This is a genomic window from Pseudomonas persica, assembly GCF_900291015.1.
In the GTDB taxonomy this organism is placed as follows: domain Bacteria; phylum Pseudomonadota; class Gammaproteobacteria; order Pseudomonadales; family Pseudomonadaceae; genus Aquipseudomonas.
In genome coordinates, this window is sequence record NZ_OLKL01000048.1 from 146049 (window position 1) to 160060 (window position 14012).

The following is a 14012-nucleotide window of genomic DNA, read 5'->3' on the forward strand; positions in this document are numbered from 1 at the left end:
CCCTCACTGCTTCATCCCCAACTCAGCATCATCCATCAGTGCCTTGGCCATCGCACTCAGGTAATGGGCAGCCCAGATCATCATCGGCTTCTCATCCATCAGCCCGGTAATGGTCAATTCACGGACATACCCCATCAACTCCGAAGACTGCTCGCGGGCGTCCCTGCACGGGATACCGGGCTCGATGCGGAAAAGCGGGTGTGTGCCATTCTCGCCCTGGTAGGAGGTAGTCTTGCCGACGGTGAATTGGGTGTCTTCTGTTGTCATTGTTCAATCCCCTGATAGTTCTCGACTGCCTGGACCGGCCCTTTCGCGGGCACGCCCGCTCCCACAGGATCACCACAGGCTTCAAGACTTGCACCGTACCTGTGGGAGGGGGCATGCCCGCGAAAGGGCCGGCCGAGGCGACACATCAATAAGCCTCAGTGCGTAGTCCGTGGCCTGGATGAGGGCATCTCGAGTGAATGGGTGTTCAGGGGTGGATCGGGGACAATTTTCAGCATTGGTATTTTTCTCGGTAAGGGCCACCACCATCTGCTGTCAAACAGGAGGGTGGCAGCTGTGCATGGGTTGACAGACCGGTAGAAAAATCCAAAAAACCCGGCGCACACGAGGTGCCCCATACACAGCCGCCATAAAAGCGAAAGCCATGAGAATTTTCTGGTCGGCCTGTCAAAGCCGGTCACTGATTTGGCAGCGACCACCCGAGACTAGGGCCCTACCCAGAGCCGCGCAATGGCCAGGAGGGGTTGGGAGTATGTTTGGGAAATGGACTACATGGAATAGGCAAAAACCTAAAAACCTGCCGGGATGCTGACCGGAATGCGGTGGGGCTGGCAGGTGTTCGCGAAGACAGTTGCAGCGCCTTTTCTAAACCCATATCACCCAAACCAATTAACCTGTCCCTACCACCCACGACGCTCCTACACTCGCAGCATCCCGCCTCAGGACCGCCACCATGCCCGAGACCCTGCTCAGCCCCCGCAACCTCGCCTTCGAACTCTACGAAGTCCTCGACGCCGAGGCCCTGACCCAGCGCCCACGCTTCGCCGAGCACAACCGCGAAACCTTCGATGCGGCGCTATCAACTGCCCGCACCATTGCCGAGAAGTTCTTCGTCCCGCACAACCGCAAGGCCGACGAAAACGAGCCGCGTTACGTCGACGGCCGCGCAGAGCTGATCCCCGAAGTAAAACCCGCCGTCGACGCCTTTCTCGAAGCCGGCTTCCTCAACGCCAACCGTGACTTCGAGGTCGGTGGCATGCAGCTGCCGAGCCTGGTCTCACAGGCCTGCTTCGCCCACTTCCAGGCCGCCAACGCCGGCACCACGGCCTACCCGTTCCTGACCATGGGCGCGGCCAACCTGATCGAGAGCTTCGGCAGCGAAGAACAGAAGCGTCTGTTCCTGCAACCAATGATCGAAGGCCGCTACTTCGGCACCATGGCCCTGACCGAACCCCACGCCGGCTCGTCGCTGGCCGATATCCGCACCCGCGCCGAACCCGCCGGTGACGGTAGTTACCGGCTCAAGGGCAACAAGATTTTCATCTCCGGCGGTGACCACGAGCTGTCGGAAAACATCGTGCACATGGTGCTGGCCAAGCTGCCGGACGCACCACCCGGGGTGAAGGGCATTTCGCTGTTCATCGTGCCGAAGTACCTGGTCAACCCGGACGGCAGCCGTGGCCCGCGCAACGATGTGCTGCTGGCCGGCTTGTTCCACAAGATGGGCTGGCGCGGCACCACCTCCACCGCGCTGAACTTCGGCGACAACGGCCAGTGCGTCGGCTACCTGGTCGGCCAGCCGCACCAGGGCCTGGCCTGCATGTTCCAGATGATGAACGAGGCACGTATCGGCGTCGGCATGGGCGCGGTGATGCTCGGTTACGCCGGCTACCTGTATTCGCTGGAATATGCCCGCCAACGCCCGCAGGGTCGGCTACCGGACAACAAGGACCCGCACAGCCCAGCAGTGCCGATCATTGAGCACAGCGATGTGAAACGCATGTTGCTGGCCCAGAAAGCCTATGTCGAAGGCGCCTTCGACCTCGGCCTGTATGCCGCGCGCCTGTTCGACGACACCCAGACCGCCAGCGATGAAAGCACCCGCAAACAGTCGCAGGAACTGCTCGACCTGCTGACCCCGATCGTCAAATCCTGGCCCTCGGCGTTCTGCCTCAAGGCCAACGAACTGGCGATCCAGATCCTTGGCGGCCACGGCTACACCCGCGAGTACCCGGTGGAGCAGTACTATCGCGACAACCGCCTGAACCCGATCCATGAAGGCACCGAGGGCATCCAGTCACTCGACCTGCTCGGCCGCAAGTTGGCACAGAACAATGGCGCCGGCCTCAAGCAGTTGATCCGGTCAATCGCCGCCACCGGCGAGCGCGCCAGCCAACATCCGAACCTCGACCCGCTGCGCCAGCCGCTGGAGCAACTGGTCAACCGCCTGCAAGTTGTGACCCTGGCCCTGCTGGGTGACCTGGCCCAGGGCAAAGTCGCCGACGCCCTGGCCAACTCGGCCCTGTACCTCAAAGCCTTCGGCCACTGCGTGATTGGCTGGCGCTGGCTGGAGCAGGCGATTCAAGCCGAACTCGGCCTGCTCAAGGGCCCCCCCGCCGACCGCGACTTCTACCTTGGCAAGCTGCAGGCCGCACGTTATTTCCTGACCTGGGAACTACCGGGCTGCCACAATGAGCTGGCCTTGCTCGAGGCGCGCGACGACACCTGCCTCGCCATGCAAGACGAGTGGTTCTAGACCGCGCCTGTTAACTGCATCACTGAGCACACTTGGCGGGCGATGCCGAACTGCGGGGGTTGCGAGCAATAGCGATTCCTGCAGCGACTACCGCAATGCCCAGGTAGGTTGTCCAATGGATCGCGTCGCCGAACATCAACGCAGCCCATAACAACGTCACTGGTGGTTCCAGATAAACCAGCGCCGACACGCGGGTCGCCGTCAGCTTGGTCAGCAACATCCACAGGCTCAAATAGGCGATGAACGTTGAGAACAGTGTCAGCCAGGCGACAGCCACCCAGGCCTGGGTGCTGGCAGGCACTTCGATCAAGCCCAACGGCAAGCCTGTAGCGGTGAGGAGCACCAGCGTCGCGGTCGATTGCAGAAACAGTGGCATCAGCAAACCATCCTTGCTGTGGTCTGTCTCCAGAACCGACTGCCGTCGCTGGTAAAGCGTGGCGATGGACAGCGTGATGGCAGCGATCAGCGGCAGCGCGTACAGCCAGAGGTCAAGCCGGGCCGTCGACAGGCTGTACTCCCCCAGAATGACTACGCTGACGCCCGCAAACCCAAGCACAAGCCCCAGCCACTCCTGACGGCCACTGCGTTCACCGTGGTCCCTGCTGCTCATCGATGCCGTGATCAATGGCTGCAAGGCGCAAATGATGGCAGCAATCCCCGCCGGCAGGCCGCCCCGGATGGCGATGTAAACGCTTACCAGGTAGGCAAACTGGGCCAGAAAACCGATCACGGCGTTGTAACGTATCTGCGCCCATGACAGTACACGCAGTCGGTGCAAGACAAAGGGCAGCAGGCAGATGCAGACCAGCAAAAAACGCCAGAACAGCAGGTTTATCGCACCAGCGTCCTCCGTGCCCAGCCGGGCGCCAATGAAGCCGGAACTCCAGGAAAGGACAAAGATGACTTGCAGCAGGATCAGGTATGGCGCACTGCTTGGCATATTCACGCCCCTGTGTGATGCAATTCCTCGAACGTAATCGGCTTGATGCCTATACGTGCATAGTGTCGGGCAGCCGAGCGGTGCAGGGCCCAGCGCAACCCCAACCAGTTGGGGATGGTCGCGGGAATGCCGTCGTCGGAGGCCAGGTGCCAGAAACGGTTGGAGTCGTCACCGAAGTAAGGGCAATGGAAGGACAGCACCAGTGACATGCGCCGCCCGCTGAGCACCGGGCGAACGCCGTGGAACAGGCGGCTGCCATAGATGAACAAGGCATCGCCGGGCTCGTCCTGGCGTGCGGCTTCGAAGGTGCGGTAATCCAGGGCATCAAAGGTATCGACAGTACCGTTGTGGAACAGGAACTCGCCACCGCTGTAGTCGGCAGGCCCCGACAGCACGATGTTCAGCACATAATTGGTGCCGTCCGTGTGCCACATGCCCAGTTGCTGCTGTTGCTCGACAGGCTTGGGGTAGTAGTAGTTGATCTGCGAGCGGGCGTTGAGCATGGGGTAAGGCACGAGCGGCACGCCAGCGATGCGCGAGATGGCCAGCAGGAATGAGCGACTGCACATCATGTCGTTGATGAACGACGACAACCTCGTCACCCCTCGTGTGCGCCGGGAAATGATCCAGTCGCTGTCGCCCGCCCCTTCCTCCAGGCGGGTGCAGATGTCTTGCAAGGCCGCGACACCCTCGGGCGTGAACAACCGATGGACGACAGCGACCCCGGTAATGGTATCCACCGCCACTTTCGCGTGCGGGCTTTGGCTATAACCCAGTTCCCCCAGCGTTCGGGTGTCCGTGACGGTGGGCCCTTGTCGTCGAAGCAGATCATCCCGCCAGGCAAACTGCTCGCCCAGGCAGAGCGACGACGCTCGCGGCGTGCGCCTCAACGTTGACTTGAGCGCCAGCTTCACGCGGCCTACGCCGCGCTCGAACAAGGGTAAGGTATCCGAGTTGTTCATGATGTTCAGTCCCTGTGGGTGGTCGCTACTGGAGGTACTTCGCGATTTGATAGCGCACCGAGCCGTCCCCGCTGACAAACTCGTCCACTACACTGCAGTTGCAGTGTCGGGCCCTGATGCGACGGAACTGTTCGGCCGTGTATTTGAGGCAGATGTTGGTCAGCAGGTACCCCTGTTGCCGCAGGCGCTGCACAGGCTGCAGGGTCACGGCCACATGGATCGGTTCATCCAGGATTCGTAGAGGTACGAGGATGGCTTCGTGCTCGCCCGACGGGGTAAAGCCTTGTTGCAGCGCAACCATTCGGGAGAACTGCAGCATGTTGGGGTTGGCGTAGAACTCAAGAATGGGCCGCTCCAGACCTTCCTCGTAGACCTGCATTTCCGAAAGAATGTAGGTGGTGTCACCGGCAAGGTTACGGATCAGTCTCCCCGTGCTCACCGGCAGCTCATTACCCTCCTGAAAACCAAGCAGGGTGATCAGGGTGAGCTCTTGATCATGACGCAAAGCGTCATGGGTAACGGTGCGATAATCGGCGGCGATGTAATTGAAGCTGCCATCGGCTTGCACGATGGGACGCACAGCTTCGCTCATCGCGGGTTCCGAGGTCTGGTTGATATCGATGGCGGTGTAGCGGATGGAGCTTGAAGTCTGGGCTATTCGCTTCAGCAAGCAGGTGCTCTTGATCGGCTCGGGGCCCAGCTCGACGTAGTGCAGTCGGCGCCCACTGCTCAACGCCGCCAACCGCTCGGCAACATTGTCGATGACACTTTTGAGCGCACCCTGCCCCCGCGCGTCGGCACAAAGCCCGTCCTCACCCACACCTTGTTCATTCAAGGCACGCATGAGCAGAAATATCTCGTGGTTGAAACGATGCCCATCTTCAAGGTGGGGCTCAGGCTGGGCCAGGGTCGAGTACTTCTCATGGTTCTCGACAGTCCATAAGCGAGCGTGCTGGTACGAGGGGGTGCGCGCAAGTGCATCTACAACGAAGTCGTTCAGGCTCATCCGTATCATTCCTTTGCAATTTCGGGGGGAGCTATGCCTTGCCCACACAGTAAGAGGGGGTATAAAGCCTGTACAGTTGAATAAATCGAAGCGCTGGTTCGATCCAGCTAAATCAGGTGGCTCAATGGGCAAAGGCCTCGACATCAACGTACTGAGAACCTTCCAGGCAGTAGCCCGGCTGGGCCGCTTCAAGGATGCCGCCGACTATGTCCATCGCAGCCCGTCGGCGGTGACCACGCAAATCCAGAAGCTGGAGGAAAAGGTCGGGCAACAGCTGTTCGCCCGCAGCAACCAGTCGGTGGAGCTGACCCCGGCAGGCCGGCAGCTACTGGGCGAGGCGACCCGCTTCCTGATGGCCCATGACCGGCTGCTGGCTACGCTGTCGCCACAGCAGATCACCGGCAAGGTGCGCCTGGGGGTACCCGACGGCTATGCCGCCAACCTCATGAGCGACTTTTTGCCCGTGTTCGTCGCCAGCAATCCGAAACTGGAGCTGGAGGCCGTGGCGCGGTCCAGCGCAGAGCTCATCGACCTGTTTGCGCGACAGCGCCTGGACCTGGCAGTGGCGGTCAGCAGCGAGGCCTGGGAACAAGGGGAGTGGCTTCGTTCGACCAAACCTCGTTGGGCGGCGGCCCCTGGCTTCCACCACGATCCTGGCCGCCCCTTGCCGCTGGCACTGCAGTTGAAGGGCTGCCCGTACCGGGAGGCGGCCTTGCAGGCCCTGAAGGCCCACGGCATTGCGTACCGTATCCTGCTGGAAAGCGCCAACTGGCATGCGGTGTTGGCCTGCATGAGGAGTGGCCTGGCAGTCGGTATTGTCGAAGGGCTGGAGAACGGTGATGCATCGCTCACGCTCGTGGAGGGGATGGGCTTGCCCGATCTTGCCGAGCATCATGTCTACCTGCTGACGGATACCTCTCACCATGTCGCGTTGCATCTGAACGGGATGTTGAAGACCGCCATCCAGAAAGAGGGGGGAACAACGCCTGATCGTTGCCCGCCGCACGTTATTTCCTGACCTGGGAAGTACCAGGCTGCCATAATGAGCTGGCATTGCCCGAGGCGCGCGACGATACCTGCCTCGCCATGCAAGACGGGTGGTTCTAGGGGGAGCCACCGTGTACACGGAGGCTTCCGAATGTTCGATTCCAGCGCCCTGCTGCGCCAGCGCTTTGCCGCGCTGCGCAGTACGGCCGAGTTGTTTTCCCTGCGCCATGTGAAACAGTCGCACCAGGCGCTGTCGGTGCGCCGCAACGTCGCCGAACCGCCCTGCTTCAGCCAGGACGAAGGCGCCATGCTCACCGTGCGGGTCAATGGCGTGGAGGCTTATGCAGCCACCGCCGACCTGTCCCAGCCTGGCCTGCAGCGCGCCCTGGAGCAAGCCGAGGCGCTGGCCCGGCAGATTGCCCGACACAGCCTGCTGGACCTGCGCAACCAGCCAGTGACCAGCGCACGCCACGACCATATCTCGCCCAACTTCGACCAGCCCGTACCTACCCTCGCCGACTGCCTCGGCCTGCTCGCCGCCGAATCGGCCAGCGTGCCCAAGGACAGCCGCCTGGTGGACTGGCAGGCCAGTCTGGGCCTGAGCCTGGTCGAGCAGACCTACCTGAACTCGGCCGGCGCCGAGCTGCGCCACGCCCAGCGCTTCCTGTTCCCGGGCCTGGGCGTGACCGCCAGCGACGGCCAGGACAGCCAGAGCCGCAGCCTGGGCCGCGACAATTTCGGCCAGCAGGGCGGCTTCGAGATCATCGAGCGCTGCGGCCTGGTCGGCGCTGCCCACCGGGTAGCCGACGAGGCCCTGCAGTTGCTGCTGGCACCGAACACCCCCAGCGGCCCGCGTGACCTGCTGTTGATGCCCGACCAGATGATGCTGCAGATCCACGAATCCATCGGCCATCCGCTGGAGATGGACCGCATCCTCGGCGACGAGCGCAACTACGCTGGCACCAGCTTCATCAAAGCCAGCGACTTCGGCCACCTGCAATACGGCTCCAGCCTGCTGAACGTGACCTTCGACCCGACCATCGGCGAAGAGCTGGCCAGCTACAGCCATGACGACGACGGCACCCCGGCCAGCAAGCAGTTCCTGATCCGCGACGGCCTGCTGCTGCGCCCGTTGGGCGGTGCGCTATCGCAGTTCCGCTCCGGCCTGGATGGCGTGGCCAACAGCCGTGCCTGCGGCTGGAACCGTGCGCCTATCGACCGCATGGCCAACCTCAACATCGAGCCGGGCGACCAGAGCCTGGATCAACTGATCCAGGGCATCGAGCACGGCATCCTGATGCGCACCAACCGCTCCTGGTCCATCGACGATGCACGCAACAAGTTCCAGTTCGGCTGCGAATGGGGCCAACTGATCGAAAACGGCCAGCTCAAGGGCATCGTCAAGAACCCCAACTACCGCGGCATCTCCGCGCAGTTCTGGCGCAACCTGGCGGCGGTCGGTGACCGCAGTACCTTCCAGGTGCTGGGTACGCCCAACTGCGGCAAGGGCGAACCCAACCAGGTGGTGCGGGTTGGCCACGCCTCGCCGGCCTGCGTATTCCGCCAGATCGACGTATTCGGAGGAGACGCCTGATGAAAAACGCTTTCGAAACCTTGGTCGGGGATGTACGCAAGGCCCTGCAAGCGGGCGAGCAGTTCACTCTCGGCTACAGCGCCGAACAGTCACAGTTCGTACGCTTCAACCACGCCAAGGTGCGCCAGGCTGGCGATGTAAGCCAGGCCAGCGCACAACTGCGGCTGATACGCGATGGCCGCCAGGCAGAGCAGCAGCTGACCTTGAGTGGTGACGCGCAACTGGACAGTCAGCGCCTGATCGCGGCCCTGGAGCAACTGCGCCAGACCTTGCCGCTGCTGGCTGTCGACCCGTACCTGCGCCTGGACGAAACTGCCTGGCACAGCCAAAGCCAGCAGGAGCAGCCGCTGCCCGAACTGAGCGAAGTACTGGCCCTGCTCGACCGCGAGGCCGGTGACCTGGACCTGGTCGGCATCTATGCCGCCGGCCCTATCTGCCGGGGCTTCGCCAGCTCGTTCGGGGCTTTCGGCTGGCACCAGGCCAACAGCTTCAACTTCGACTGGAGCCTGTTCCACGAAAACGGCGAGGCGGTGAAGGCCAACTACGCCGGGCAGCAGTGGAGCGCCGACGACTTCACCGCACGCCTGCGCCAGGCGCGGGAACTGCTGGGCTTCCTTGGCCGCCCGGCAGTCACGCTAAAACCTGGCAGCTACCGCGCCTACCTGGCCCCGGCGGCCATGGACGAAATAGCCGGCATGCTGTGCTGGGGCGGTTTTTCCGCACAGGCCCTGGCCACTGGCAACAGCGCCCTGCAGCGCCTGTACAACGGCGATGCGCGGCTCAGTCCGCTGGTCAGTTTCACCGAGCAGGTCAGCGGCTCGCTGAGCCCGGCGTTTTCCGATGAAGGCTCACCGCGCCTGGATGTGCCGTTGATCCAGCAAGGCGAGGCCCGGCAACGGCTTATCAGTGCGCGCAGTGCGGCCGAATTCGAGCTGCTGGCCAATGGTGCCGACAGTTACGAATCGCCGTGCGCGTTAAGCCTTGCACCGGGTAGCTTGCCCAGCGAGCAGGTCCTTGAGCGGCTCGGCACCGGGCTGTACATCAGCAACCTGTGGTACCTGAACTACTCTGACCTGCCGGCCGCGCGCATGACCGGGCTGACCCGCTTCGCCACCTTCTGGGTGGTGAACGGGCAGATCCAGGGGCCGGTGAGCACCATGCGCTTCGATGACAGCCTTTACAGCTTGTTGGGTAGCCAGCTGGAAGACCTGACCCGCGAGCGCGAGATGATCCTGTCGACCAGCACCTATGGACAGCGCAGTACCGGGTCGAGTCATTTGCCAGGTGCACTGGTCAAAGGCCTGACTCTGACATTGTGACTGGACTTGCCGGCCCTTTCGCGGCTAAAGCCGCTCCCACAGGAACTCCACTGCCCTTGAATGTAGTGATATCCCTGTGGGAGCGGGTTCACCCGCGAAGAGGCCGGCACTGACAAACGAGGAAGTCATGCCCGAACGAACCCCGCTGGACCCCGTCACCGCCCGCTGGATTCCCTGGGTGGTGGCCATCGCCTTCTTCATGCAATCCCTGGACGGCACCATCCTCAACACCGCATTGCCAGCCATGGCCCGCTCGCTGGCCGAAGACCCGCTGCGCATGCAGGGGGTGATTATCGCCTACATGCTCACCGTGGCCCTGCTGATCCCCGCCTCAGGCTGGATCGCCGACCGCTTCGGCACCAAGCGCATCTTCTTCAGTGCCATCCTGCTGTTCAGCTTCGGCTCGCTGCTGTGCGCCGCCGCCAACAGCCTCGGCTTGCTGATCTTCGCCCGCGTCGTGCAGGGCCTGGGCGGGGCGCTGATGCTGCCGGTCGGGCGGCTGGTGGTGCTGCGCGCCTACCCGCGCACCGAGCTGGTGCGCATCATGAGTTTCATCACCATCCCCGGCCTGCTCGGGCCGCTACTGGGCCCAACGGTTGGCGGCTGGTTGGTGGAAATTCTGAGCTGGCACTGGATCTTCCTGCTCAACCTGCCGGTTGGCCTGGTCGGCTGCTATGCCGTGTGGAAGTTCATCCCCGACCTGCGCGGCGCCGAGCGCACCACATTCGACGGCCCCGGGTTCCTGCTGTTTGGCGCCGCGATGGTACTGATCACCATTGCCATGGAAGGCTTGGGCGAACTGCACCTGCCGCACCTGCGGGTGATGTTGCTGCTGTTCGCCGGCATGGCCTGCCTGGCGGCCTACTGGCTGCGCGCCGGGCGCGACCCGGAGCCGCTGTTCTCGCCCAGCCTGTTCCGTGTGCGCACCTTCGCCATCGGCATCCTCGGCAACCTGTTCGCCCGCCTGGGCAGTGGCGCCCTGCCGTTCCTGGTGCCGTTGCTGCTGCAGGTGGCGCTGGGCTACTCGCCGGCCCAGGCCGGCATGAGCATGATCCCGCTGGCGGCGGCGGCGATGCTGGCCAAGTCCATTGCCCGGCCGCTGATCGAACGGTTCGGCTACCGCATCATCCTCACCGGCAATACCTTGCTGCTGGGCGTGCTGCTGGCCAGCCTGGGGCTGGTGGACGAGCAGACGCCCTATTGGCTGCTGCTGGTGCAACTCGGTCTTCTGGGCGCAGTGAACTCCATGCAGTTCACCGCAATGAACACCGTTACGCTCATCGACCTCGACGACGCCAGCGCCAGCAGCGGCAACAGCCTGCTATCAGTGGTCGCGCAGTTGGCCCTGAGCCTCGGCGTGGCCTGTGCGGGTGCATTGCTCGGCGGTTTTACCGCAGCGGGCAGCGCCGAAGGCGTGGAAACCACCTTGGGCGCGTTCCAGCTGACTTTCGTCACCATCGGCGTGATGGCCATGCTGGCGGCGGCGATCTTCCTGCAGCTGGCGCCGACGGACGGAAGGCGTGCCCGTCGTCCGGAACAACACATGGAGTCGTAGGGCGAACGGCCATGAGGCTGGTAGACTGTGCGACATTTTTCGCTTCGCACCGCAGGCCCGCCTCGTGACCACCGATTCCACCGCCTTTGCCACCTTGCCGCTGTCCACTGCCATGCTGGCCAACCTGGACGCCCTCGGCTATGCCTCGATGACCCCGATCCAGGCCCAGAGCCTGCCGGTCATCCTCAAGGGCCAGGACCTGATCGCCCAGGCCAAGACCGGCAGCGGCAAGACCGCCGCCTTCGGCATCGGCCTGCTCAACCCGCTCAACCCGCGCTACTTCGGCTGCCAGGCACTGGTGCTGTGCCCCACCCGCGAGCTCGCCGACCAGGTGGCCAAGGAGCTGCGCCGCCTGGCCCGCGCCGAGGACAACATCAAGATCCTGACCCTGTGCGGCGGCGTTTCGCTGGGCCCGCAGATCGCTTCGCTGGAGCACGGCGCGCACATCATCGTCGGCACCCCGGGGCGCATCCAGCAACATCTGGACAAGGGCACCCTGGTACTCGACGGGCTGAACACCCTGGTGCTGGACGAAGCCGACCGCATGCTCGACATGGGCTTCTTCGACGCCATCGCCAGCATCATCGGCAAGACCCCGTCGCGCCGCCAGACCCTGCTGTTCTCGGCCACCTACCCGGCCGGCATCAAGCAACTGGCCGCTGATTTCATGCGCAACCCGCAGCAGGTCAAGGTCGAGAGCCTGCACGCCGACAACCAGATCGAGCAGCGCTTCATCGAGATCGACCCGCAACAACGCCTTGAAGCCGTCACCCGCGTGCTCGGCCACTACCGCCCACAGTCCTGCGTGGCGTTCTGCTTCACCAAGCAGCAGTGCGAGGATGTGGTCGCCCACCTGACCGCCAAGGGCATCGTTGCCCAGGCCCTGCACGGCGACCTGGAACAGCGCGACCGCGACCAGGTGCTGACCATGTTCGCCAACCGCAGCAGCTCGGTGCTGGTGGCGACCGACGTGGCCGCGCGCGGTCTGGATATCGATGGCCTGGACATGGTCATCAACGTCGAACTGGCGCGCGATGCGGAAATCCATGTGCACCGCGTGGGCCGTACTGGCCGTGCCGGCGAGAAAGGTATTGCGATCAGCCTGGTGGCTCCGGCCGAAGGGCACCGCGCCCAAGCCATCGAAGAGTTGCAGAAGAGCCCGCTGCGCTGGGACCAGCTGGACAGCCTGAAGCACAAGGGCGGCGAGCCGCTGCTGCCACTGATGAGCACCCTGTGCATCGCCGCCGGGCGCAAGGACAAGCTGCGCCCGGGCGATATCCTCGGGGCGCTGACCGGTGATGCCGGGATCCCCGGCAAGCAGGTGGGCAAGATTGCCATCTTCGACTTCCAGGCGTTCGTGGCCGTGGAACGGGCGCTGGCCAAGCAGGCCATGCAGCGCTTGAACAGCGGCAAGATCAAGGGCCGCGCCTTGAAAGTCCGCATTATCTAAGGCAATAACCCTAACCTGTGGGAGCGGGTTCACCCGCGAATGCGATGGTGGGCTCACTGCCGTCTTCGCGGCGGTTCGGCGCTCCGATCAACCCGCTCCCACAGGGTTCTGTGTTTCTTTCTCATAAGGTTTACACCGTGCACTCCACCGACGTGATCATCCTCGGCGCCGGCGCCGCCGGCCTGATGTGCGCCCAGCTCAGCGCCCGCCGTGGCCGCCGGGTACTGGTGCTCGACCACGCCAACAAACCGGGCAAGAAAATCCTGATGTCCGGTGGCGGCCGCTGCAACTTCACCAACATGTACACCGAGCCGGGCAACTTCCTCTCGCACAACGCACACTTCTGCAAGTCGGCCCTGGCCCGCTACACCCAGTGGGACTTCATCGAGCTGGTGTGCAAGCACGGCGTGGCCTACCACGAGAAGAAGCTCGGCCAGCTGTTTTGCGACAACAAGGCCAGCGACATCCTCGACATGCTGCTGGCCGAATGCGACGAGGCCGGTGCCGAGATCCGCATGCACACCAGCATCGAGCAGATCGAGAAGACCGAAGGCGGCTACCTGCTGCAGACCAGCGGCGGCCAGTTCGCCTGCCAGTCGCTGGTGATCGCCACCGGCGGCTTGTCGATCCCGACCCTGGGTGCCACCGGCTTCGGCTACCAGGTGGCCCGCCAGTTCGGCCACACCCTGCTGCCGACCCGCGCCGGGCTGGTGCCCTTCACCATCACCGAGCCCCAACTCAAGGCACTGTGCAGCGAGTTGTCCGGTACCTCGCTGGATTGCACCGCCAGCTGCAACGGCACCAGCTTCCGCGAAAACCTGCTGTTCACTCACCGCGGCCTGAGCGGCCCGGCGATTTTGCAGATTTCGTCGTTCTGGGAAGCCGGTGACACGGTCGAGATCAACCTGCTGCCCGACCGTGATGCACTGACCTGGCTGCAACAGATGCAGGCCGAACGCGCCAACGCCGAGCTGAAGACCGTGCTGGGCGAGGTGTTTACCCGCAAGCTGGCCAACCTGCTGGCCGAACAGTGGTTCGAGTCCAGGCCCATGAAGCAGTACACCCCGGCGGAACTGACACAGATCGCCGAGAAACTGGCGAACTGGCAAGTAGTGCCGGCCGGCACCGAGGGCTACCGCACTGCCGAAGTGACCCTGGGCGGCGTGGACACCCGCGAGGTGTCGTCCAAAACCATGGAATCGCTGAAAAGTCCCGGCTTGTACTTCATCGGCGAAGTGCTGGATGTGACCGGCCACCTGGGCGGTTTCAATTTCCAGTGGGCCTGGGCCTCCGCTAACGCCGCTGCGCAGTTCGTGTAGAGTAGAATCCATTCAGCAGCACGGAACGCTTCTTGCTGGCCCGTGCTGGAGTGCCGGAAAAGCATTGGGTCCGCTGCCGCGCCCCAATGACACGGCCTTGAACGGTATTTCTCTGATCA

At 63.4% G+C, this 14012-nt stretch carries 11 protein-coding genes and 1 pseudogene; 8 read left to right on the forward strand and 4 right to left on the reverse strand.

What is annotated here, in order from left to right; all coding sequences use genetic code 11:
* Positions 1-3: 3 nt before the first annotated feature.
* Complete coding sequence (locus FQ664_RS23510; RefSeq protein ID WP_144175243.1) at positions 4-267, reverse strand: DUF3077 domain-containing protein; 264 nt, start codon at positions 265-267, stop codon at positions 4-6.
* Positions 268-958: 691 nt separating this feature from the next.
* Between FQ664_RS23510 and FQ664_RS23515 the strand changes: the two genes are divergently transcribed.
* A complete protein-coding gene (locus tag FQ664_RS23515; RefSeq protein WP_144175245.1) occupies positions 959-2761 on the forward strand; it encodes an acyl-CoA dehydrogenase in 1803 nt (600 codons plus the stop codon).
* Between the two features lie 19 nt (positions 2762-2780).
* Here FQ664_RS23515 and FQ664_RS23520 read toward each other — a convergent pair whose 3' ends face one another.
* The 3 genes from FQ664_RS23520 to FQ664_RS23530 are packed head-to-tail and all read right to left on the reverse strand — an operon-like array spanning position 2781 to position 5669.
* Complete coding sequence (locus FQ664_RS23520; protein ID WP_144175248.1) at positions 2781-3701, reverse strand: DMT family transporter; 921 nt, start codon at positions 3699-3701, stop codon at positions 2781-2783.
* 2 nt (positions 3702-3703) lie between these two features.
* Positions 3704-4663, reverse strand: a complete 960-nt coding sequence (locus FQ664_RS23525) for a 2OG-Fe(II) oxygenase family protein (protein WP_144175250.1) — start codon at positions 4661-4663, stop codon at positions 3704-3706.
* Positions 4664-4688: 25 nt separating this feature from the next.
* Positions 4689-5669 carry a hypothetical protein gene (locus FQ664_RS23530; protein ID WP_144175252.1) on the reverse strand — a complete coding sequence of 327 codons (981 nt, stop codon included), beginning with the start codon at positions 5667-5669 and terminating at the stop codon, positions 4689-4691.
* 124 nt (positions 5670-5793) lie between these two features.
* Between FQ664_RS23530 and FQ664_RS23535 the strand changes: the two genes are divergently transcribed.
* The 7 genes and pseudogenes from FQ664_RS23535 to FQ664_RS23560 all read left to right on the forward strand — a co-directional run bounded on the left by FQ664_RS23535 (position 5794) and on the right by FQ664_RS23560 (position 13893).
* On the forward strand, positions 5794-6687 hold the full coding sequence (locus FQ664_RS23535; protein ID WP_144175254.1) for a LysR family transcriptional regulator: 894 nt from the start codon (positions 5794-5796) through the stop codon (positions 6685-6687).
* Positions 6663-6776: pseudogene (locus tag FQ664_RS28340) on the forward strand (hypothetical protein); the annotation flags it as partial. The gene FQ664_RS23535 and the pseudogene FQ664_RS28340, both read left to right, overlap by 25 nt.
* 31 nt (positions 6777-6807) lie before the next feature.
* Positions 6808-8250 (forward strand): TldD/PmbA family protein, encoded by a 1443-nt coding sequence (locus FQ664_RS23540; RefSeq protein ID WP_144175256.1) that lies wholly within the window; start codon positions 6808-6810, stop codon positions 8248-8250.
* Positions 8250-9569, forward strand: a complete 1320-nt coding sequence (locus FQ664_RS23545; RefSeq protein ID WP_144175257.1) for a TldD/PmbA family protein — start codon at positions 8250-8252, stop codon at positions 9567-9569. Before FQ664_RS23540 ends, FQ664_RS23545 begins: the two co-directional genes overlap by 1 nt.
* 127 nt (positions 9570-9696) lie before the next feature.
* Entirely contained in the window at positions 9697-11124 is a 1428-nt protein-coding gene (mdtD, locus tag FQ664_RS23550; protein ID WP_144175259.1) for a multidrug transporter subunit MdtD, read from the forward strand.
* Between the two features lie 112 nt (positions 11125-11236).
* Complete coding sequence (dbpA, locus tag FQ664_RS23555; RefSeq protein ID WP_256676064.1) at positions 11237-12574, forward strand: ATP-dependent RNA helicase DbpA; 1338 nt, start codon at positions 11237-11239, stop codon at positions 12572-12574.
* Positions 12575-12711: 137 nt separating this feature from the next.
* A complete protein-coding gene (locus FQ664_RS23560) occupies positions 12712-13893 on the forward strand; it encodes a BaiN/RdsA family NAD(P)/FAD-dependent oxidoreductase (RefSeq protein ID WP_144175262.1) in 1182 nt (393 codons plus the stop codon).
* The last annotated feature ends 119 nt before the right edge of the window (positions 13894-14012 follow it).

Excerpts from the sequence above, each read along its gene's own strand:
- FQ664_RS23510 (WP_144175243.1), bottom strand. The coding sequence starts at position 267 with ATGACAACAGAAGACACCCAATTCACCGTCGGCAAGACTACCTCCTAC.
- FQ664_RS23515 (WP_144175245.1), top strand. The coding sequence starts at position 959 with ATGCCCGAGACCCTGCTCAGCCCCCGCAACCTCGCCTTCGAACTCTAC.
- FQ664_RS23520 (WP_144175248.1), bottom strand. The coding sequence starts at position 3,701 with ATGCCAAGCAGTGCGCCATACCTGATCCTGCTGCAAGTCATCTTTGTC.
- FQ664_RS23525 (WP_144175250.1), bottom strand. The coding sequence starts at position 4,663 with ATGAACAACTCGGATACCTTACCCTTGTTCGAGCGCGGCGTAGGCCGC.
- FQ664_RS23530 (WP_144175252.1), bottom strand. The coding sequence starts at position 5,669 with ATGAGCCTGAACGACTTCGTTGTAGATGCACTTGCGCGCACCCCCTCG.
- FQ664_RS23535 (WP_144175254.1), top strand. The coding sequence starts at position 5,794 with ATGGGCAAAGGCCTCGACATCAACGTACTGAGAACCTTCCAGGCAGTA.
- FQ664_RS23540 (WP_144175256.1), top strand. The coding sequence starts at position 6,808 with ATGTTCGATTCCAGCGCCCTGCTGCGCCAGCGCTTTGCCGCGCTGCGC.
- FQ664_RS23545 (WP_144175257.1), top strand. The coding sequence starts at position 8,250 with ATGAAAAACGCTTTCGAAACCTTGGTCGGGGATGTACGCAAGGCCCTG.
- mdtD (WP_144175259.1), top strand. The coding sequence starts at position 9,697 with ATGCCCGAACGAACCCCGCTGGACCCCGTCACCGCCCGCTGGATTCCC.
- dbpA (WP_256676064.1), top strand. The coding sequence starts at position 11,237 with ATGCTGGCCAACCTGGACGCCCTCGGCTATGCCTCGATGACCCCGATC.